Origin of the sequence: Streptomyces sp. NPDC002463 (assembly GCF_042889835.1) — a bacterium.
Classification (GTDB): domain Bacteria; phylum Actinomycetota; class Actinomycetes; order Streptomycetales; family Streptomycetaceae; genus Streptomyces; species Streptomyces nymphaeiformis.
This window is the reverse complement of sequence record NZ_JBIARL010000018.1, coordinates 111,075-131,494: the sequence shown is the minus strand read 5'-3', so window position 1 is coordinate 131,494 and position 20,420 is coordinate 111,075. Positions and strand designations below refer to the sequence as shown.

The window sequence follows — 20,420 nt, the reverse complement described above, 5'->3', positions numbered from 1 at the left end:
TGCATGCTGAGAGGCGACACGGTCGGGCTCAGGGCCCGGCACGAGGAAGACATCCCCGTCCTGCGGACCGAGCTCTACGACGACGTGGTGAACGGCTCGCGGGCCGAAGGCGGGCCGTGGCGGCCGATCACACCCGGCTCGAAGGACCCGCGGCTCGTGGTGGACGACAAGGAGCAGCGCCACGTCCCCTTCTCCGTCGTGGAGTTGGAGGGCGGCGCGCTGGTCGGCACGGCGACGCTGTGGGGCATCGACACCCACAACCGGTGCGCGCACATCGGCCTCGGCCTGCTGCCGTCCGCACGTGGCAAGGGCTACGGCACCGATGTCGTCGCCGTGCTGTGCCACTACGGCTTCGTCGTGCGCGGTCTGCACCGGCTGCAGATCGAGACGCTGGCGGACAACCACGCGATGCTGCGCTCGGCCGAGCGCAACGGCTTCGTCCGCGAGGGCGTGCTGCGCTCCTCGGCCTGGGTGCTCGGCGAGTTCCTCGACGAGGTACTGCTCGGTCTCCTCGCCGAGGACTGGAAGCGGGACTCCTAGTAGTGCTTCGTTACGTCGGGTGATCTCGCCTGGTGGTGGGCATCTTCCGGTCATGAGGCTTGGGGAGGTGGAACGACTCCGGGGTGAGGTGGCGGAGTTCGTTGCCGATGTGTTCGCCTCGCTTCCGCGGCGGGATCAGCGGCGGTGGGGCGGGTGTTATCTGCGGGGCCTGATGCTGGACGGGCGGCGCAAGTCGGTCCAGCCGATGGCCGAGCGGCTGCCGGACGGGAACATGCAGGCCCTGCAGCAGTTCGTGAACCAGTCGCCGTGGGATCCGCTGCCGGTGCGGCGGCGGATCGCCGAGCGGTTGTGCGAGGCGATCCGGCCTGAGGTGTGGGTGATCGACGACGTGTCGTTCCCCAAGTGCGGCACCCGGTCGGTGGGGGTGGCCCGGCAGTACTGCGGGGCTCTGGGGAAACGGGCGAACTGCCAGGTCGCGGTCAGCGTCCATGCGGCGACCGACACCGCTTCGTGTCCGTTGGACTGGCAGTTGTACCTGCCCCGGGAATGGACCGACGACGCGGCCCGCTGCCGGAGGGCCGGAGTCCCCGCCGATGTCGGCCACCAGGAGAAGTGGCGCTTGGCCCTCGGCCTGCTCGACGCGCTCGCCGACTGGAATCTCATCCCTCCCATGGTGGTGGCCGACGCCGGATACGGAGCGAGCACGCCCTTCCGTCTGGCCCTGGAGGAGCGGGGCTTGTCCTATGTGGTCGCGCTGACGGGCAAGGAGGTCGCTCACCCGGAAGCCGTCGAACCGCACCGGCCTGCCTATGGCGGGCTCGGACCGCCGACCCTGCCGCGATACCGCACCCCGCCGCGGGCGCTGCCCGACCTCGCTGCCGACGTGCCGGCCTCCGACTTCCGTGAGGTCACCTGGCGTGAAGGCAGCAAGGGCCCGATGACCTCACGGTTCGCGGCGCTGCGGGTGCGGCCGGCGGGCAGGCAGGCCCTGCGGGCCGCGCAGGAAGCCGGCGGAGGGCACTACCAGTGGGACGGAGTGCTGCCGGTGCGGACCGTGCTGGTGGAGTGGCCCGCCGGGGAGACTGCCCCGACCGTCTACTGGATCTCCAACCTGCCGCCGGACACGCCCGTCGAGGACGTGGTGCGGTGGGCGAAGATGAGGTGGCGGATCGAGCACGACTACCGCGAGCTCAAGCACGGCCTGGGCCTGGACCATTTCGAAGGCCGGACCTGGCGCGGCTGGCACCACCACGTCACCCTCGTCACCGCCGCCCAGGCCTTCCTCACCCTGCGGCGGCTCGACCCAAAAGCCCCCACGCCGGCCTGACCCTCTACCAGGCCCTCGACACCCTCCAGGACCTGCTGCAGTGCTGGACCGGCACCTGCACCACCTGCGGCCGACGCCTACCCCGCAACAGAACCAGACTCAGAACCTAACGAAGCACTACTAGGGCCTGTCTTTCGGATCAGGCCGGATCAGGGAGCGGGGCCTGGCATGACCCGAAAGACAGGCCCTAGACGTCCTCGGCGGCCCGGGCGAGCAGCCATCGGCCCGAGACCCCCGTGACGAGGAGTCCGGCGACGAGGGCGACGAGGGCGGCCCCCGGGCACGAGGCCCAGTCGACCGTGGAGGCGCGGGCCGCGAGGACCGCGCCGAGGGCGAGGGCCACGACGGGGACGGCGTTCAGGGCCGGTCGGATACGGGCCAGGTCGTCCTCCGCCAGGGAGCCGAGGACGCCGACGCCGAGCGCGAGCGCCCACACGCCGAGGCCCTGCGCGTCGGCGCGGTTCACCGTCCACGGGAGCAGGGCGCCCCAGAATGCCGGGAAGAACAGCAGGCCGGCGCCGACGCCGAGCCAGCCCGAGCCGAGCACGGCGAGCGGCGGCTTCGACCAGGCGGGCAGCGGGACGACCGGACGCCGCGGGCCCGCCCCCGTGCCGCCGGGCCGTGCGCGGTACTGCGTCGCCAGGCAGCCCACCGCCGCGAGGGCGAGGACGCCGAGGGTGGCGACCCAGCCGAGGCTGAACAGGGCGAGGAACAGCGGGCCGCCCCGTACGGCCTGGAGGCTTCCCGCGTTCAGCACGGTCACCGTGAAGAGGCCGACGAGGACGATCGCGAGCGGCAGCACCAGGCAGCGGGCCTCCTCCCAGACGCGGGCCCGGCCGACCGTGAACAGCGCGGGTGCCACGCCCGCCATGGCGGCCCCGACGAGGCCGGGGCTCAACGCCTCGGACGACACCCAGGCGCCCGCCGCGTGCCCGGTCAGGCTCGCCACGGCGAGCAGGGCGCCCACGGTGGCGCTGATGCCTCCGACGACACCGCTCAGGACCACGACGGCGGGCGAGAGCGCGCGCCCGTCGGTCACGACCGCTTCCTGCGGAGTCACGCTCATCCCCCCGCTCCTTCCCGCACGACACCGGCGGTCGCCGGGCTCGTCGGCAGGTCGGCGAACTCCTGCTGCCGCTTGAGGACTTGGCGGGCGTACAGGATCCGCAGGCTCACCACCGTCACGGCCGCGTAGGCGAGCACGCCGCAGCCGATGCCGACGCCCGCGACGAGGGCCGTGGTCCGGTCGAGGCCCAGGGTCCGTTCGAGTACGGGCACGGTCAGCGCCGAGAAGGCGGGGGCCAGGCACAGGGCGGTGAGGTGCAGCGACCACTCCTCGCGCGCCCACGCGCCGCCGGCGCGCGCGGCCCGCACGGCGACGACCGCGTACGTCACGGCGTACGGGACGAGGTAGGCGAGGAGCAGTCGGCGTCCGGCGGTTCCCTCGCCGAGGAACGCCACCGTGATCCACACCAGGCCCGCCGCGCCCGCGAGATGGGCGGCGACGCGCACCGGCAGGGGGCACCAGGTGCCGGTCAGGCCGGGGACGGTGGCGCGCCGGTCGAGGGCGCGGGAGGCGAGGAGCGCGCCGAAGGAGACGAGCGCGCCGAGGTGCATGATCGCGACGCGGTTGATGCCGAAGAGGCCGAGCCCGGGGTAGAGCGAGGGCAGCACGCCCCATTCGAGCCGCAGCAGCGGGGCGGTCATCAGGAAGGCGTAGCAGAGCAGCAGCCAGCGCTGGTGGAGGTCGGGGAAGCCGCGGAGGGCGGCGAGGACGCCGGAGGTCACGCTGCCGACGGTGCCGACCAGGATCGTGGCGAGGACGATCCAGAACGCGGCCCCGCTGAAGGCCTCCGCCGGCGGGGTGCGCAGGAGGTAGAGGGCGGCGCCCGCCATCGACACGTACACCGTGACGGCGAAGACGGTCCCGGCGATCCGGTGCAGCCGGATGCGGCGCCGGACGGCGGAGAGCAGCTGCACGGGGCCGAGCAGCATGAGGAGGCCGCCCAGGACCGAGTGCACGATCAGGGGGACGAGGCTGCGGCCGTACGGTCCCGTCCGGTCGCGCACGGCCTCGGCGACGAACTCCGGGGAGACGGACCGGCCGAGGAGCCATTCGCCGAGGGCGGGCGCTCCCGGCCGCGCGTACGGCCAGAGTTCGGTCATGGCGATCGGCGCGTACGCGAGGCAGAGCACGGTCACCGCGACGGTCGCCGCTCTCCCCCACCTCCGGCTCGTGCCGGTCGGACGGCTCATGGCGATTCCCCCTTCACCGAAAGCACCCATAGTCCTTTCTGGACTATGGAGGAAGGTAGGGGCGCACACCCCCGGGGTCAACCGGTCGGTAACAAGCTGCCGTCCGCGGGATCAGGGCTCGCGGCTCTCCACCCACTGCCAGAAATCGACCATCATCCGCTCATACCGGATGCCGAACTCCAGGGCCTCGCGCTGGCCGCGCGTCAGCAGCTCGCCGACGTCGTGCGCCAGCCCCTCGTACTCGTCCAGGGTCCGTCGGTGCTCGTCGATCTGGACGGGGGCGTGGACGCGCGGGCTGGCGCCGAACCACAGCTTGAGGATGCCCCGTTCGCGGGCCTCGACGGGGACGAAGGCGGGGTCCGCGAGCCAGCCGCGCAGCGCCGCCGCCCCCTCCTCCGTGAGGCTCATCAGGCGCCGGTTGCGGCCGCCCGGCTGCCGCACCTCCGACAGCAGCCCCGCCTCCAGGAGCCGGTCGCACTGCGCGTACACCTGGGCGTGCGGCATGGACCAGAACGGGGCCACCGTCCGCGCGGCCTCCACCTTCACGTCGTACGGACTGGCCTCGCCCAGCTTGTCGATGATGCCGAGCACGAGGAAGGAGGGCGTGGTCAACCGGACTTCAGACATGCGGCGACCGTATCCTCCTTCCCCTCCTACTCCGCCCTCAGCGCCCGGGCCGTGGCCGTGCGGGCCGCCCAGCCCGCCGGGAGCAGCGCACCGGCCGTCGCGATCACGACACCCGCCGTCGCGAGCAGCACGAGCAGCGGCGTGCCGTACACGTCGATGTCGGCGGGCGGGATCGTGGTGCCGACCGCGCGGCCCATCGCCGGCATCACCCGGCCGTGCAGGACCGTGCCGAGCGGCACGCCGACCGCGCCCGACACGAGGCCGAGGGCTCCGACGGAGGTGAGGACCTGCGTGACCGTCTGCCGCGGCGTCATCCCCAGGGCCTTGAAGACGCCCAGGTCACGGACGCGGTCGCGGGTGTCGAGGACGACCGTGTTCAGCACGCCGAGGCAGGCGACGGCGACGAGCATCAGGGTCAGCATGACGATCAGGGCCTGCATCGCCCGGATGACGCTCGACTTGCTGCCCTCGGTGAGGGCGGCCTCCGCCCGGAGCGGCCTCACGGCGGCGTCGAGGCGCTCCGCGTACCGCGCCGCGTCCGTGCCCTCGGTGACGGTCACGGCGAAGTCGGCGGGCTCGTAGCGGGCCCGGAGCGAGGCGACGGACGCCGCCGTGGTGCGCAGGGCCATGCCGTCGTCGCCGAGGTCGAAGATCTCGCCGACGATCCGCACCCGGACCGTGCGGCCCTGTTCGGAGAGGGTGATCGCGTCCCCGACGCGGACCCCGGTGGTGCGCAGGAACCGGGATGCCGCGACGGCCTCCCCGGTGGCCCCGAACCAGCGGCCGGAGACCATCGTGTGCGGGCTGCCGGCCGTGTCCCCCTCGTACGCGACCAGGGGCGCGCCTCCCTTGAGCCCGGCCACGTCCAGCTGGGTGCGGGCCGTCCGGTACGCCGACTCCGTACCCGGGAGCGCGGCGATCGCCGCCGCGACGGCGGCCGGATCGGCCGGCTTCCCCGGCAGCGGCCCCGGATCGCCGGGCTTCCCCTGCGCCAGGGTGACCGTGTGCACGGTGACATCGCCGCCCCGGTCCGGGTCGCCGTCCGCCTTGATCGCGACGAGCGTGCTGCCGAGGCCCACGGCCAGGGTCACCGCGAGGGTCCCGAAGGTCACCGCCGCCGCCGTGCTCGCCGCGCGCCCGGGGCGGGCGAAGGGACCGGCGAGGCCCAGGGTGAAGGGCCGGGGCAGCGGCAGCCGCCCGAGCAGGCCGCGGATCGCGCGCCCCCGGCCGCCGCCGGTGGCGGGGCCGATGCGGAGGACCGTCGCCGTCGGCAGCCGGGCCGCGCGCAGGGCGGGTCCGAAGGCGGTGGCGGCCACGAGGGCGAGGGCTCCGGCCGGCACGACGAGGTCCACCCACACGGGGATGAGGACCTCCGTCGTCCCGTACACCTGGGCCACCTCCGCCATGATGGGCACGGCGAGCAGGTTGCCGAGGGCGACTCCGAGCACGGTTCCGACGGCGGCCGGGATCAGCGCCTGGGCCACGTACGCCCGCCCCACCTGGAACGGGGTGAAGCCGAGGGACTTGAGGATCCCGATCCGGCGGGTCGCCGCGCCTACGGCGCCGCTCACCACGATGCCGATCACCAGGACCGACATCCCCAGGCCGAGGACGGCGAAGGCGGAGACGAAGGGCACGAAGGCGGCCGTGTTCCGACGCGCGCTCTCCCGTACGTCGAGATACGACCGGGTGCCGCTCACCGCTCCGGCGGGCACGGCGGCGGTGACCGCCTGCCGTCCGGCCGCCACCTCGGCGGCCGTGCCGGCGGAGGTCAGCCGGTAGAGCATCTGCAGCGCCGGAGGCCGTCCGCCCGCGAGCGCCGTGAGCTGGTCGGGGACGACCCAGGCGTCGGCGCTCTCGCCGACCGACTCGGCGACGCCCACCACCGTGAGGGTCACGCCGTCGGCGGTCAGCCGCTCCCCGGTACCCGAGGCCGGCGGGACGGACCCGCGCTCCAGGACGATCTCGCCCGGAGCCGTGGCCCACCGGCCCTCCGTCAGGGTCACCGCGTCCACGGGTCCTGCGGCGGAGGCCCGGCCGACGACCGTCAGCGGCGGCGGTGCGAAACCGGGCGGGGCCGTCCGGTCCGCGCTGAGGCGCAGGGACGTGACGGCGAAGGGGCCGGAGGCCGCGGCCACCCCGGTCGCGCGGGCGGTGGCGGCGAGCCGCCCGGGGGTGACCTTCGATCCGTCGAACCGCACGGTCAGGTGGGCGCCGTGCTGCCGGGCGAAGGCCCGGTCGAAGGGCGCGCCGGAAGCGACGAGGAGACCGAGCGCGAGGACGGCGGAGGCGACCGAGAGCAGCGTGGTCAGCACCATCACGGCGGTCTGCATGCGGCGCCGCCCGACACCGGCGCGCACGACGCGCCCGAGGGCGCCGCCGCGGGTTCCCCGGCCGGGGCCACCGATCCCTGCGCTCGGTCCGGCAAGGCGCGCGCTGGTGCCGCCGGTCTCCCCACTCGTGCCGCCGGGACGCACGCTCGTACCGCCGATCCCCTCGCCGACTCCCGCGGGGCGCGCGCTCATCGGGCCACCGCCACGACGTCGCGGGCGATACGGCCGTCGACGAGTTCGATCGTGCGGGTCGCGCAGGCCTCGGCGAGGGCGAGGTCGTGGGTGACGAGGACGATCGTCTGACCGTCGGCGTTGAGGCCGCGCAGGAGGTCGCGGACCTCCGCGCCGGACGCGGTGTCGAGGGCTCCCGTGGGCTCGTCGGCGAGGAGCAGCGGCGGACGGTTCATCAGGGCGCGGGCCACGGCGACGCGCTGCCGCTCGCCGCCGGAGAGGCGGCCGGGGTGCACGCGCGCGTGCCGGGCGACGCCGAGCCGTTCGAGGAGTTCGGCGGCGCGTGCCGCCGCCCGGCCGCGCGCCATGCCGGCCAGCTGGGCCGGCAGCAGCACGTTGTCGAGGACGGTGAGGTCGTCGAGGAGGTTGAAGAACTGGAAGACCATGCCGATGCGGTCGCGCCGGTAGCGGGCCGAGGCCGCCTCGCTCAGCGCGTCGACGCGCAGCCCGTCGACGGTCACCCGGCCGGTGCTCGGCCGGTCGAGCCCGGCGAGGAGGTTGAGGAGGGTCGACTTGCCGCTGCCGGAGGGGCCGAGCACGGCGAGCGACTCCCCTCGCGCCACCCGGAGGTTCAGCCCGGCGAGGGCGGCCGGTCCTTCGTCGTACGTCCTGCCGACCTCGCTCAGGTCGATGAGCGGCTCGGCTCGGGATGGGGTCATGAGGCCCTCCGGGGTCGGGGAACGAGTGGATCGCCCCGACGCTAGGAGCGGCCCACCGTCGGGCGCGTCGGCTGTGGTGGCGAAGATCCGTACCGTGTGCGGCGGAGGCGCGGGCGGGTCGTCCGCGCGATGTACTCCGCGCGGACGGTGCCCTGGTCCCCCGGGCCGATTCGCCCCGGCGGCCCGGCTTGGCACACTGCCCCGGTGAGCAGGTACGAGGAGTTCATGGGCCGGGTGCGCGGATCGCGGACCCTGGGCGCGCCGCCCCCGATGTCCCGCTGGGCGTGGACGGCCGACGGGCTGCTCGCGCTGTCGCTCGCCGTGGCCACGTTCGTCGGGAACCTGAACCGCTCGTACGTGGAGCTCCGGCCCGAGCCGTCCGGGATCAGGACGCCGGAGCCGGGGCACCTTCCGGCACCGCCCGCGCTCCCGGACGTACCGGGGGTTCCGGACCCGCGCCCCCTGCACGCCGTGGAGCACATGCTGCCGCCGGTGGAGGCCTGGGAGGTCGTGGCGGCGCTGCTGACCGCGCTGCCGCTGGTGCTGCGGCGCCGCTTCCCGCTGGCCGTGTACTGGGTGGTGACGGTCGCCTCCGTGGTCCTGCACCTGGGGGACGCCGCCGACGACGCCACACGGACCACCTTCGCCGCAGGGCTCGTCGCGGCCTACAGCGCGGCGATGCACAGCCCGCACCGCAAGTCGGTCGCGGCGTCCCTCCTCGCCGGCGCGCTGCTCTACGCGGTCTTCCCCCTGGTGCCCGACGTCGACAGCGACCTGGTGCCCCTGCTCGTCCTGCTGCCGCTCGCCCTCGCCTCGCACGGCGTCCATCTGTGGCGGCAGCGGGAGCGGGTGCTGCGGGAGGAGCAGGAGGCGGCGCTGCGCCGGGCGGTGGAGGCGGAGCGGTCGCGGATCGCCCGGGAGCTGCACGACGTGGTCACCCACAACGTGAGCATGATGACCATTCAGGCCGGTGCCGCGCGCACGGTCCTGGCCGCCTCCCCCGAGCTGGCCCGGGAGGCGATGCTGGCGGTGGAGGCTGCCGGACGGACGGCGATGTCGGAGCTGCGGCACGTGATGGGGCTGCTCACGATGGCCGCGGACGGTCCCGATCCGGCCGCCGACGTGGCGCTCGCCCCGCAGCCCGGCCTCGACCGGCTGACGGAGCTGACGGACCGGGTGCGGTCCTCGGGGGTGCCGGTGGAGGTGGCGGTGCGGGGCGTCCCGGTGGAACTGCCCGCGGGGGTGGACCTCGCCGCGTACCGGGTGGTGCAGGAGGCGCTGACGAACGCGCTGAAGCACGCGGACGGCGCGCGGGTGTCGGTGACGGTGGAGTACGGGGCGGGCCGGCTGCGGGTGGAGGTGTCCGACACGGGCGGGCGCCGGCGGCGGTCGGCGGAACCTGGCGGCGGTCACGGGCTGCTCGGACTGCGGGAACGGCTCGCGGTGTACGGCGGTACGCTCGACGCCGGCAGCCGCCCGCACGGCGGATACCGGGTGTGTGCGGTGATTCCGTGGGAGGTTCCGTGATCGTGGCCGGCGCTCCGCGCGTGGTGATCGTCGACGACCAGGCGCTCGTGCGGACCGGTTTCCGGATGATCCTCGCCGCCGACGGCATCGACGTGGTCGCGGAGGCCGCCGACGGCGACGCGGCGGTGGCGGCGGTCCGCAGGACCCGGCCGGACGTGGTCCTGATGGACATCCGGATGCCGGGCACGGACGGCCTGGAGGCCACGCGCCGCATCCTCGCGGACGAGGCGGCGCCGCCGAGGATCGTCGTCCTCACCACCTACGACCTCGACCGGTACGTGTACGCGGCGCTCGCGGCGGGCGCGAGCGGCTTCCTGCTCAAGGACGTCACCCCCGAGCACCTGACGGCGGCGGTCCGGCTCGTCCGCTCCGGGGACGCCCTGCTCGCCCCGGCGATCACCCGGCGCCTGGTGGAGCGCTTCGCCGCGTCCTCCTCCGGGCCTTCCGCCGCCCCGCACCGCGAACTGGCCACGCTCACGCCGCGCGAGCTGGAGGTCCTGGAGGCCCTGGCGCGCGGCCACACCAACGCCGAGCTCGCGGTGCGCTTCCGGCTGAGCGAGGCGACGGTGAAGACGCACGTCGCCCGCATCCTCCAGAAGCTGCGGCTGCGCGACCGGGCCCAGGCGGTGATCGCCGCCTACGAGACGGGTCTCGTCACCCCGGGCTCGGCCGGAAGCGACACCGCCGGTCCGGACGGAGCCGGCTGACCGAGCGGGTCCGGAGGATCGAGGAGGTCCGCAGGACCGGGCTCGGGGCGGAGGACGTCGCCGAGCGCGGTCAGCCGGATGAGCCGCAGGATCCACGGCTGGTCGCAGTGGAGCCGCCAGCGCGCACCGCGCCGGTGCATGCGCCCGGCGCAGTGGGCGAGGAGCCCCAGCCCGGTGGCGTCGCAGAAGGTGAGGCGCCGGATGTCGACGGTCAGGGCGTCGGACTCCCGGACGAGGGCGTCGAGCTCGGGCCGCAGGTGCCGCACCAGGACGAGGTCGAGCTCGCCCCGGAGGGCGGCGACCGTGACACCGCCGGTCGAGCGGACGACGAGGTACGGGTCATGACGGGGGATCAGCTGCATCGGACGCTCCACAGGGTGGCTCCATGTGTCACGTCGAGCGTGGCCGCCCCTCTGCGGGGAGGGACGTTTCACCTCGACCGCTGTCACCTGAACCGGTGAAGATCCGCCCCGCTTTCCCCCGTTCGGGCACACGGGGCCCGGACATGCGTACGGAGCGGCTCAAGCGACAGGAGGCAGCGGGATGCGGCGGAACTCGACGGTCTCGTACGGGCTCCGCGTCCCGGTCTCGTGCAGGAGGCCGACCGTGGCGCGGTCCAGCGGGACCAGATCCGAGTAGGCGGCCTTCCGCCGGTCCACCGTCAGCGCCTTCGTGAAGGTCCGTCCGCCGTCCGTGCTGGTCCAGAGGGCCGCCTCGGCGCGGTCGTCCGGTACCGAGGGGGCCGAGAACAGCAGGACCCCGTCACGGCCGCCCACGTACAGCAGACTGCCCTGCACCACGGGCACGCGGTCCAGGGCGCGCCGGGGCGCGAAGGGACGGTGGAGGCTCTCGCCTCCGTCGGCCGAAGAGGCGTCGGCGCGGTTGCCGGGGCTCGTCCCCAGCTGGTCGCGGGAGCTGACGTACACGCTTCCGTCGGGGAGTTGGGCGGCCGTCGACTCGTTGGCGTTGACGAAGCCGTCGTAGGTGTCGTCCACGAAGCCGAGGGACCAGGTGCGGCCGCCGTCGTCGCTGTAGAGGGCGTGCGCCCCGTAGTACTCGGGTTCCTCTCCGGTGTCCGCGGAGCCCTCGGGCGGCGCCGCCGAGTGGTTCGCGGCCACGACGAGCCGGCCGGCGTGCGGGCCGCGCGTCAGGGCGAGGGCGTGGCCCGGCCCGGTGGCGTACCAGCGCCATCCGGGCTTCTTGACGCGCGCGGTGATCTCGCGCGGGGCGGAGAACGTCCGCCCGTCGTCGGAGCTGCGCTGGACGAACACGCGGCGGCCGCGGGCCGGAGGGACCTCGCCGCGCAGGATCCGCCGCTCCGTCGCCTCCACGCCGTTGTACGAGCTGACCAGCACCACGTCGCCCGAGCGGGGATCGACGACCGGTGCGGGGTTCCCGCGCGTGTCGCCGTCCCCCGCTACGACGACCCGCAGCGGCCCCCAGGTGCAGCCGCCGTCGGCCGACCGCCGCACGACGATGTCGATGTCGCCGCTGTCACCGGCCCGTCCGCGCCGGCCCTCGGCGAAGGCGAGCACGGTCCCGGCTCGGGTCCGTACGGCCGCGGGGATGCGGTAGAGCGCGTAGCCGCCGGTGCCGGCGGTGTACGGGACGGACACCTCGCACCCGGCCGCGGTCACCGGCGGGCCGGTCTCCACCGCGGCGAGCCCGGCGGCGGTCAGCCCGCCGAGGGCCGACACCAGGAGCGCCAGGACGGCCACCCGGCCGCTCCTCACGGTCACACGCCGCACAGACCCCCCTGACGTCCCATCACGATGACTCGTCCCACGGACCCCTGACGCCGCTTCACCTCACGGACCGTCCGTCCACCGTCCCTCCCCCACGGCACGACGAGCCGAACTCCCGGACGACACGAGGGGCCGTCCGCGTGAATTCACGCGGACGGCCCCTCGTCCGAGCCCCGGCGGGAGGCTCAGCCCGCGAACCGGGCCATCCACGCCTCGACCTCGGTCGAGGAGCGCGGCAGACCGGCCGACAGGTTCTCGTGGCCCTCTTCGGTGACGACCAGGTCGTCCTCGATCCGGACGCCGATGCCGCGCCACTCCTCGGGCACGGTCAGGTCGTCCGGCTGGAAGTACAGACCGGGCTCGACCGTGAGCACCATGCCCGGTTCGAGGACGCCGTCGACGTACTCCTCCGTACGGGCCTGCGCGCAGTCGTGGACGTCGAGGCCGAGCATGTGGCCGGTGCCGGCCATGGTGAAGCGGCGCTGGAGACCGAGCTCGTACGCGCGGTCGACGGGGCCCTCGATGAAGCCCCACTCGACGAGGCGCGCCGTCAGGTGGCGCTGGGACGCCTCGTGGAAGTCGCGGTACGGAGCGCCCGGCTTCACCGCGGCCATGCCCGCCTCCTGCGCCTCGTACACCGCGTCGTACACCTGGCGCTGGACCGGGGTGAAGGTGCCGCTGATGGGGAGGGTGCGGGTGACGTCGGCGGTGTAGAGGGAGTGCGTCTCGACACCGGCGTCGAGGAGGAGCAGCTCACCGGGGCGGACCGGGCCGTCGTTGTCCGTCCAGTGCATGATCGTCGCGTGGTCGCCGGCGGCACAGATCGAGCCGTAGCCGACGTGGTTGCCCTCCAGGCGGGCGCGGCGGAAGAAGGTGCCTTCGATCCACCGCTCGGAGGAGGCGATCGCGCGGGACAGCTCGGCGACGCAGTCGGTGAAGCCGCGGACGGTGGAGTCGACCGCCTTGCGCATCTCGCCGAGCTCCCACGCGTCCTTGACGAGGCGGAGGTCGCTGAGCGCGCCCTCCAGCTCGGCGTCGCGCTCCTCGTCGGTGGTGACGGCGGCTTCGAGGGCCGGGTCGACGCCGCGGACGATCCGGGTCGGCACGCCGGTGCCGGCGGCGAGGTCCTCGGTGATGGTGCGGACGTCGCGGCAGGGCAGTCCGAGGACGGTCGCGGACTCGGCGAGGGAGCGGCGGCGGCCCATCCACAGCTCGGCGGTGTAGCCGATCCAGAACTCGTCGTTGTCACGGCTGTCGCGGGGGAGCTGGTAGCAGTACGCGTCGTGGCCGCCGTCGGCGCGGGGTTCGAGGACGAGCGCGCCGTCGCGGGCCTGGTCGCCGGTCATGTGCACGTAACCGGAGTACGGGCGGAACGGGTAGGTGTCGTCGTTGGAGCGGTACTTGAGCTTGCCCGAGGGGACGATCAGGCGCTCGCCGGGGAAGAGCGCGGAGAGCGCCAGACGGCGCTCGGCCGCGAACGGGGCCTGCTCGGCCGGTTCGAGGTCGTGCCGTTCGGTGTCCGCCCACCCCGTCCTCATCAGAGCGGAGAGCTCCTCGGAGACGCCGTTGTAGAGGCCGTTCTTGCGACCCTTCGCCACGTCCTGCACCTTCTTCCGGGTACGTTCTCGGCCGCCGGTCGTCGGCGGCACCCGGACGGTACTGCGCCGCGGACGCGCCGGGTGCCGGGATCGGCCAGTGGCACGGATCGGCCACACCCGGGCGGCGGGGGCGGCCGGCGCGGGTCGATAATGCGGTCCATGGCGAACGCGAAGCTCGGTGAGGCGCTCCGGCTCCTCGGGATCGGCGACGAGGCCCGCCGGGTCTACGTCCAGCTCCTGGAACTCGGTCCCGCGCCGCTGAGCGCGATCGGTTCCGCGGCCGGTCTCGACGGCGCGGAGCTGACCGCGGCGTACGGGGAGCTGGTCGACGCGGGCCTGGCGAGTCCGGCGGGGCAGGACCCGGACCCGGTGGCCCCGGTGCCTCCCGCCGCGGGCCTGGAGATCCTGGGGCGGCACCGGGCGGCCGAGCTCGACGAGTCGCGGATCACGGTCGGGGGCGCCTTCGAGTCGTTCCGGCGGCAGCGGCTCGCCGCGTACCACGACGACCTGGTCGAGGTGGTGACCGGTGACGCGGTCGGTCCCCGCATGCGGCACGCCTGGGCCAGCGCGCGCGGGGAGATCCGGCAGCTGGACTCCCCGCCGTACTTCCCGCTGCCCAGCGCCACCGACGACGCGCTGGCGACGCTGGCGCGCGGGGTGACCCAGCGGGTCGTCTACTCGCAGGCGTCGCTGGAGTACCCGGGCCAGCTGGAGTCGGCGATCGAGCCGTGCGTGGAGGCCGGGGAGCAGGCGCGGGTGCTGCCGTCGGTGCCGGTGAAGCTGGTGATCATCGACGAGTCGTACGCCATGGTCTCGCTCTCCATCAAGGAGGCCGACGTCCACAACAGCATGCTGGTGGTGCAGCCGTGCGGTCTGCTGTCGGCGCTGGTCGCGCTGTTCGAGCAGACCTGGCAGAACGCGCTGCCCCTGCACGGCCGTTCCGTCCGGCCGGCCGGACTGCTTCCGGCCGACCGGCGGCTGCTCCGGCTCCTGGCCGGCGGAGCGAGCGACGACGTCATCGCCCGGGAGATCGGGGTCAGCCGTCGCACGCTCTTCCGCCGGATCCAGGTGCTCATGGCCCGGCTCGGCGCCACGAGCCGCTTCCAGATGGCGCTGCAGGCGCAGCGCGCGGGATGGCTTTAGTCACCAGGGCTCAGGTGAGGTGCCTCCGGAGGAAGGTGTGCACGAGGGCGCTGTTGTGGGCGGCCTGTTCGTTGTCCCCGGCGCCCGCGTGGCCGCCGCCGGTGTTCTCGTGGAACAGCACGGGGTGGCCGAGCTCCCGCAGCCGCGCCGCCGTCTTGCGCGCGTGGCCGGGGTGGACCCGGTCGTCGCGGGTGGACGTCATGAGGAGCACCGGCGGGTAGGTCCGGTCGGCCGCGATCCGGTGGTACGGGGAGAGTTCCCGCAGGCGGGCGAGGTCGGCCGGGTCGTCCGGGTCGCCGTACTCGGCGATCCAGGACGCGCCCGCGAGGAGCTTGTGGAAGCGGGTCATGTCGAGCAGCGGGACCTGCGCGACGATCGCCCCGAACAGCTCCGGGTGGCGGGTGAGCATCGCGCCCATCAGCAGGCCGCCGTTGCTGCCGCCCGCCGCGCCGAGCCGGTCCGGGGTGGTGATGCCCCGTGCGACGAGGTCCTCGGCGACGGCCGCGAAGTCCTCGAAGGCCCGCGGCCGCTCGGCGCCGAGCGCGGCCTGGTGCCAGTCCGGGCCGTACTCGCCGCCGCCCCGGATGTTCGCGATGACGTACGTGCCGCCGCCCTCCAGCCACCCCCGGCCCCGCAGGGCGCCGTAGGCGGGGGTGAGGGAGACCTCGAAGCCGCCGTAGCCGTAGAGGAGGGTGGGCCCGGGTCCGGTGGCGGTGTGGTCGGGACCGATGACGAAGTAGGGCACGCGGGTGCCGTCGGAGGAGGTCGCGAAGTACTGCGCGACGGTGAGACCGGCGGTGTCGAAGCGGTCCGGGGCCTGCTTGAGGACCTCCGTCTCGCCGCCGATCCACCCGCGGTGGAGGCTGGAGGGCTGGAGGAAGCCCGACACGTCGAGGAAGTACTCGTCGGAGACGTCCGGGTCCGTGTCCACGACGGCGACGGCGGACAGCGCCGGGACGCCGACGAGCGGGGTCCGCGTCCAGCCTGCGCCGTCGCGGCCCGGGGTGAGGACCTCGATGTGGGCGCTGACGTCCCTCATCGTCTCCAGGATCAGATGGTGCCGGGTCCAGGAGTGCCCGGCGAGGGCCGTCCGCGCGTCCGGGGTGAACAGCACCTCGAAGGTGCGGTCGCCCGCGAGGAAGGCGTCGAAGCCGAAGGCCAGGAGGGAGCCGGTGGGCTGCCCGAGCCACTCGGACTTCAGGGTGACGAGCAGGTGCCGGCCGTGGGCGTCGACGAGCGCGTCCTCGGGGACGTCGATGCGCACGGTGGTGTCGCCGGACGGGCCGTCGGGCATGCCGTCGGGCGTCAGGAGGTACGTCTCGCTGCGGAAGAAGTCCAGCGAGCGGCCGACGAAGTCCCGCTCGAAGCCGGGGGTGGGGTCGTGGTACCCCCAGGCCGAGACGTCGCTGTCCTCGGCCTCGTAGACGAGCTCGGACTCCTCGATCGGCGTGCCGCGCCGCCACCGGCGGACCGTGCGCGGGTAGCCGGAGTCGGTCAGGGAGCCCGGTCCGGTGTCCGTGCCGACGAAGACGGTGTCGGCGTCGATCCAGCCGATCCGCGTCTTCGCCTCCGGCACCTGGAAGCCGTCCTCGACGAACTCCCGCGTGCCGAGGTCGAACTCGCGGACCACGACGGCGTCGCCGCCGTCCCGCGAGAGCCGCACCAGGGCCCGGTCGTACGCGGGACGGCGCGCCCGCGCCCCGTCCCACACCCACTTCTCGCCCTCGGCGGCGGCGAGGGCGTCGACGTCGAGGAGGACCTCCCACTCGGGCTCGTCCTTGCGGTACTGCTCCAGGGTCGTGCGCCGCCACACCCCGCGCACGTGGTCGGCGTCGCGCCAGAAGTTGTAGAGGTACGCGCCGCGCCGCGTGGTGTACGGGATGCGGTCCGAGGCGTCGAGCACCTCCCGCAGGCGCGCCTTCAGCGGGGCGAACCCGGCGTCGGCGGCCAGCACGTCCGCCGTCTCGGCGTTCCGCTCGGCCACCCACGCGAGGGCGGCCTCGCCGGAGATGTCTTCCAGCCACAGGTACGGGTCGTCATCGCTCACCCCCGTATTGTGCAGGCCCGCCCTCCGGTCCCGGCGTCAGCTCCGCTTCTCGCGGTGGAGCCGTACCGCGAGGTGGTGCTGGAGCGGCCGGCCGACGGCGGCGAGGTCGTGGACGAAGTCGAGGGTGTCCTCGTCGGTGAGGGTGTAGCGGCGGCGGGTGGCGTCGACCTGCTTGGCGGTGGGCGCGAGGGCGACCTCGTGGGTGCCGAGGTCGACGGTGCCGCCGTCCGCGCGGCCGACGGCGATCTCGGCGATGCCGGTCGGCTGGGTGATCAGCGCCTCGACCCGCCCCTCGGGCTGCAGCCGCCACCAGCCGCTCTCCCGGGCCGACGGCCGCAGCGGGGTGCCGTCCTCGTCGATGAGCCAGGCCCGCGCCTCGTAGTGCAGGAAGGGCCGCCCGTCATGGCTGAAGGTGACCTCCTGCTCGTACGCGAAGTCCTCGGCGAGCGTCGGATAGCCGCCCCGCCCGCGCCCCACCCAGGTCCCGAGCAGCCCGGCGACCGGGGCGAGCAGCGCGTGCGGCGCGGGCGCCTCGTCCGCCCGGAACGCGTCGGGGTACGGGTGCTGCCGGTCGCGGTCGTTCATGAGGGTGTGCTCCTGGGGTCGGGGCCTGTGCCGTACGGCAGCTTAGGCCGCCGGTTCCGGCGCGCCCCGCAGGGAGAGCCGGAGCACCGTGGTGGCGACGGCACCGGCAAGGAGGCCGCAGGTCAGGGCGGCCGGGATGCCGTTGCCGATGGCGGCGGAGGAGTAGAGGAGGCCCTGCTGGGGGCCCGTCTGGACGACCGCGATCCGGAGGATCTGGCTCGCGAGGAGGCCGAGGACGGTGGCGCCGACCGCGCCGGCCGCCATGGCCGGGAGCGTGACCCGGGTGAGGAGCCCGGGGAGCCGGCTCAGGGCCCACCAGACGACGGCGAGGAGGAGGACGTCGGAGGCCCGGTGGAGGAGCCAGTCGACGACCGCGCCGGCCGCCGGGGCGTCCCAGGCTCCGAGCAGCAGCCACTGGCGCAGCAGGTCTCCGGGTTCGGCGAGGAGGCCGCCGTCCGGGGAGTACGCCTGGAGGGCGGCGGCGACCGGCTGGTACGAGAGGACCACCACGGACAGGGCGATCACGGCGGTCCCCGCGGTGGCGGCCAGGCGCGCGGCGCGGGCCGGGACGTCCGTGCGGGGCGGCGTGCCTGCGCCTTCGGCGGCGATCCGCGCGGCGAGGACGGTCGCTCCCGCCGCGACGAGCGAGACGGCCACGGGGAGCTGCCGTCCGCCGGCGGTCACGCTCGCCAGCTGGGGCAGGAAGCGGTGACTGCCGTTCCCGGCCGCGGCGATGAACCAGGGTGCGGACACGGCGGCGGCCAGCGTCCCGGCCGCCGCGCCCCAGGTCCACAGCGCGAGGAACGCCGCGGTGGTGCGCCCGCGCACCGGCGGGAGCCTGCGGACCAGGAGGAGGGCGCCGAGGACGAAGGCGACGAACACCGCTCCGTACCGGATCTGGAGCCCGGTCGTGTACAGGCCGTTGTAGCGGTCGCGGTCGTCGTCGCCGCCCAGGGGTGCGTAGCCGGAGCCCTGCGCGCCGGAGTCGAGGAAGGACGGCGGGTCGTACGACCAGGGGGTCACCCACCGCTGGAGCTCGGCGATCGCGTCGGGGCCGAGCGTCCCCACGCTGCCGGGCAGCTGCAGCGCGTCGGCGCTGGAGCCCGCCCACCACAGGAGTGCGGTGAGCAGCAGCCCGCCGATGAGCGCGGGTATCGCCGCGCGCCGGTACGTCATGTCGTGTCCCCCGTCGTGAACGTGTCGTCCGAGTGCCCCCGTTGGAGACTAGGCTCCGCTGATCACGTGTCGGCCACGGAGGCACGTCGGTTCGGCGGGCGGACGCTCCGGTAATCGCGCGTCCAGGGTCCGAGACACCGTTGACCGCGCGCGTGCCGGCCGCTACGTTCGCGCCATGTTGCGTACAGCCCTGCTCACCACGCGCGGTCACATCGACCTGCTGCGGGTGGCCTCCGCCGCGTGTCGCCGCGGTCGCTGACGCCCTCTCACACCTTCGCCCCGCCTTCTGACGCCCTGACTCCCGTGCGCGTGTGTCCGCTCCGCGCCCATGGGCGCTGAGGCGTACCTTCACCTCCCTCTCCCCCGGAGTCCGTCATGACGGTCGACCATGCCCCGCCCTCATCCCTGCCCGACATATCGCCTTTGCCTGACCTCGTACCCCTCACTGCCGCCCGGAGACCGGGCCGCCTCCCGTCCGTTCCCCGCTGGCTGCGCCGGGCCGTGGGCCCCGTGCTGCTGCTCGTCCTCTGGCAGTCGTGCAGTGCGACGGGGGTCCTGCCGGCGGACGTGCTGGCCTCGCCGGGGACCGTCGCGCGGGCCGCCGGCGACCTGGTCGGGGACGGGACGCTGCCGACCGCGATGGGAGTCTCGCTGCGGCGGGTCGCCGTGGGGCTGCTGCTCGGCGGGGCGGTGGGGATCGCGCTCGCCCTGGTGTCCGGGCTCTCGCGGCTCGGGGAGGACCTCGTCGACGCCCCCGTGCAGATGCTGCGGACGGTGCCGTGGGTCGGTCTGATCCCGCTGTTCATCATCTGGCTGGGGATCGGGGAGGCGCCCAAGGTCGCGCTGATCGCCCTCGGCGTCGCCTTCCACCTCTACCTGAACGTGTACGCCGGGATCCGCGGCGTCGACGCCCAACTCGTCGAGGCGGGCGAGTCACTGGGGCTCGGCCGGTGGGGCCTGGTCCGGCACGTCGTCCTGCCGGGCGCGCTGCCCGGGGCGATGACCGGGCTGCGCTACTCCCTGGCGACGGCCTGGCTCGCGCTGGTCTTCGGCGAGTCCATCAACGCCGACGCCGGGATCGGCTTCCTCATGAACCAGGCGCGGGAGTTCTTCCGCACGGACGTGATCGTCGTCTGCCTGGTCGTCTACGCCTTCCTCGGCCTGCTCGCCGACGCCCTCGTCCGCACTCTCGAAAGGCTGCTGCTGCAATGGCGACCGACCTTCACGGGGCAGTGACCGTCCAGGGTCTCACCCGCTCCTTCGGCGGACGTCCCGTCGTCGACGGACTCGACCTGACCCTGCGCGCGGGGCAGTTCACCGCACTGCTCGGGCACAGCGGCTGCGGCAAGTCGACACTCCTGCGGATCCTCGCGGGGCTCGACCGGGAGGTCTCCGGCACGGTCCTCGTGCCGCGCCGCCGCGCGGTCGCCTTCCAGGCGCCGCGCCTGATGCCCTGGAAGAAGGTCTGGCGGAACGTGCTGCTCGGGCTGCCGGGGAAGCCGGACCGGGCGGTGGCGGAGCGGGCGCTCGCCGAGGTGGGACTCGGCCACCGCTCCGGGGCGTGGCCGAAGACGCTGTCGGGCGGCGAGGCCCAACGCACCTCCCTCGCCCGTGCGTTGGTACGGGACCCTGATCTGCTGCTGCTCGACGAGCCGTTCGGCGCGCTGGACGCGCTGACCCGGATCAAGGCCCAGCGGCTCGTGGCCGAGCTGTGGCGGCGGCGCGGCTGCACGGTCCTGCTCGTCACGCACGACGTCGACGAGGCGCTGCTGCTCGCGGACCGGGCGCTGGTGATGCGGGACGGCGTGATCGCGTACGACACCGCCGTCGACCTCGACCGCCCCCGCTCCCCCGGCGATCCCGCACTCGCCGCGCTCCGCGCCCGCCTTCTCGCCGAACTGGGCGTTGATGAGGCGGAGTTGACCCCAAGCGCGACGCCCTGACCACCACACCGCACA

19 protein-coding genes are annotated in these 20,420 nt (G+C 74.3%); 8 read left to right on the top strand and 11 right to left on the bottom strand.

Going from position 1 to position 20,420, the window contains the following annotated elements; genetic code table 11:
• Positions 1–3: 3 nt before the first annotated feature.
• Both ACFYX3_RS31390 and ACFYX3_RS31385 read left to right on the top strand, forming a co-directional pair.
• The gene (locus tag ACFYX3_RS31390) at positions 4–540 is read left to right on the top strand and encodes a GNAT family N-acetyltransferase (protein ID WP_389020520.1); all 537 of its coding nucleotides are present in this window, start codon (positions 4–6) and stop codon (positions 538–540) included.
• Between the two features lie 52 nt (positions 541–592).
• Entirely contained in the window at positions 593–1,828 is a 1,236-nt protein-coding gene (locus ACFYX3_RS31385) for an IS701 family transposase (protein ID WP_389020517.1), read from the top strand.
• Between the two features lie 187 nt (positions 1,829–2,015).
• Here the strand turns inward: ACFYX3_RS31385 and ACFYX3_RS31380 are convergent, their stop codons facing one another.
• The 5 genes from ACFYX3_RS31380 to ACFYX3_RS31360 form a co-directional block, all read right to left on the bottom strand.
• Positions 2,016–2,894 (bottom strand): hypothetical protein, encoded by an 879-nt coding sequence (locus ACFYX3_RS31380; RefSeq protein ID WP_389020514.1) that lies wholly within the window; start codon positions 2,892–2,894, stop codon positions 2,016–2,018.
• Positions 2,891–4,084, bottom strand: a complete 1,194-nt coding sequence (locus tag ACFYX3_RS31375) for a DUF2306 domain-containing protein (RefSeq protein WP_389020510.1) — start codon at positions 4,082–4,084, stop codon at positions 2,891–2,893. The genes ACFYX3_RS31380 and ACFYX3_RS31375 overlap by 4 nt, the downstream gene beginning before the upstream one ends.
• A gap of 111 nt (positions 4,085–4,195) precedes the next feature.
• Positions 4,196–4,711, bottom strand: a complete 516-nt coding sequence (locus tag ACFYX3_RS31370; RefSeq protein WP_376584264.1) for a helix-turn-helix transcriptional regulator — start codon at positions 4,709–4,711, stop codon at positions 4,196–4,198.
• A gap of 26 nt (positions 4,712–4,737) precedes the next feature.
• Positions 4,738–7,236, bottom strand: coding sequence for an ABC transporter permease (locus ACFYX3_RS31365; protein ID WP_389020506.1), 2,499 nt, complete (start codon positions 7,234–7,236; stop codon positions 4,738–4,740).
• Positions 7,233–7,934, bottom strand: coding sequence for an ABC transporter ATP-binding protein (locus ACFYX3_RS31360; protein ID WP_389020503.1), 702 nt, complete (start codon positions 7,932–7,934; stop codon positions 7,233–7,235). Before ACFYX3_RS31360 ends, ACFYX3_RS31365 begins: the two co-directional genes overlap by 4 nt.
• 204 nt (positions 7,935–8,138) lie before the next feature.
• Here ACFYX3_RS31360 and ACFYX3_RS31355 point away from each other — a divergent pair, with 204 nt between their 5' ends.
• Entirely contained in the window at positions 8,139–9,461 is a 1,323-nt protein-coding gene (locus ACFYX3_RS31355; protein WP_389020500.1) for a sensor histidine kinase, read from the top strand.
• Between the two features lie 2 nt (positions 9,462–9,463).
• Positions 9,464–10,168 carry a response regulator gene (locus ACFYX3_RS31350; RefSeq protein WP_376584339.1) on the top strand — a complete coding sequence of 235 codons (705 nt, stop codon included), beginning with the start codon at positions 9,464–9,466 and terminating at the stop codon, positions 10,166–10,168.
• On the opposite strand, the gene ACFYX3_RS31345 is transcribed toward ACFYX3_RS31350, so the two are convergent.
• The 3 genes from ACFYX3_RS31345 to ACFYX3_RS31335 all read right to left on the bottom strand — a co-directional run bounded on the left by ACFYX3_RS31345 (position 10,099) and on the right by ACFYX3_RS31335 (position 13,511).
• The gene (locus tag ACFYX3_RS31345) at positions 10,099–10,530 is read right to left on the bottom strand and encodes an STAS domain-containing protein (protein ID WP_359512941.1); all 432 of its coding nucleotides are present in this window, start codon (positions 10,528–10,530) and stop codon (positions 10,099–10,101) included. The two genes, ACFYX3_RS31350 and ACFYX3_RS31345, sit on opposite strands and share 70 nt — an antisense overlap.
• A 159-nt stretch (positions 10,531–10,689) precedes the next feature.
• Positions 10,690–11,886 carry an exo-alpha-sialidase gene (locus tag ACFYX3_RS31340; RefSeq protein WP_389020495.1) on the bottom strand — a complete coding sequence of 399 codons (1,197 nt, stop codon included), beginning with the start codon at positions 11,884–11,886 and terminating at the stop codon, positions 10,690–10,692.
• Positions 11,887–12,098: 212 nt separating this feature from the next.
• Positions 12,099–13,511, bottom strand: coding sequence for an aminopeptidase P family protein (locus tag ACFYX3_RS31335; RefSeq protein ID WP_116162328.1), 1,413 nt, complete (start codon positions 13,509–13,511; stop codon positions 12,099–12,101).
• Positions 13,512–13,670: 159 nt separating this feature from the next.
• Here ACFYX3_RS31335 and ACFYX3_RS31330 point away from each other — a divergent pair, with 159 nt between their 5' ends.
• Positions 13,671–14,654: a LuxR family transcriptional regulator gene (locus ACFYX3_RS31330; RefSeq protein WP_385661098.1), complete on the top strand. Its 984-nt coding sequence runs from the start codon at positions 13,671–13,673 to the stop codon at positions 14,652–14,654.
• A 10-nt stretch (positions 14,655–14,664) separates the two neighbouring features.
• On the opposite strand, the gene ACFYX3_RS31325 is transcribed toward ACFYX3_RS31330, so the two are convergent.
• Genes ACFYX3_RS31325 through ACFYX3_RS31315 form a run of 3 tightly spaced genes read right to left on the bottom strand, consistent with a single transcriptional unit; the run spans position 14,665 to position 18,462 of the window.
• On the bottom strand, positions 14,665–16,701 hold the full coding sequence (locus ACFYX3_RS31325) for a prolyl oligopeptidase family protein (RefSeq protein ID WP_389020491.1): 2,037 nt from the start codon (positions 16,699–16,701) through the stop codon (positions 14,665–14,667).
• A 36-nt stretch (positions 16,702–16,737) separates the two neighbouring features.
• Positions 16,738–17,286 carry an FABP family protein gene (locus tag ACFYX3_RS31320; RefSeq protein ID WP_359512934.1) on the bottom strand — a complete coding sequence of 183 codons (549 nt, stop codon included), beginning with the start codon at positions 17,284–17,286 and terminating at the stop codon, positions 16,738–16,740.
• Between the two features lie 42 nt (positions 17,287–17,328).
• Positions 17,329–18,462 (bottom strand): hypothetical protein, encoded by a 1,134-nt coding sequence (locus ACFYX3_RS31315; RefSeq protein ID WP_389020488.1) that lies wholly within the window; start codon positions 18,460–18,462, stop codon positions 17,329–17,331.
• Positions 18,463–18,637: 175 nt separating this feature from the next.
• Between ACFYX3_RS31315 and ACFYX3_RS31310 the strand changes: the two genes are divergently transcribed.
• The 3 genes from ACFYX3_RS31310 to ACFYX3_RS31300 all read left to right on the top strand — a co-directional run bounded on the left by ACFYX3_RS31310 (position 18,638) and on the right by ACFYX3_RS31300 (position 20,405).
• Positions 18,638–18,721, top strand: a complete 84-nt coding sequence (locus tag ACFYX3_RS31310; protein WP_352027631.1) for a putative leader peptide — start codon at positions 18,638–18,640, stop codon at positions 18,719–18,721.
• A gap of 116 nt (positions 18,722–18,837) precedes the next feature.
• Positions 18,838–19,698, top strand: coding sequence for an ABC transporter permease (locus ACFYX3_RS31305; protein WP_389020485.1), 861 nt, complete (start codon positions 18,838–18,840; stop codon positions 19,696–19,698).
• Complete coding sequence (locus ACFYX3_RS31300) at positions 19,671–20,405, top strand: ABC transporter ATP-binding protein (RefSeq protein ID WP_389020482.1); 735 nt, start codon at positions 19,671–19,673, stop codon at positions 20,403–20,405. Before ACFYX3_RS31305 ends, ACFYX3_RS31300 begins: the two co-directional genes overlap by 28 nt.
• The last annotated feature ends 15 nt before the right edge of the window (positions 20,406–20,420 follow it).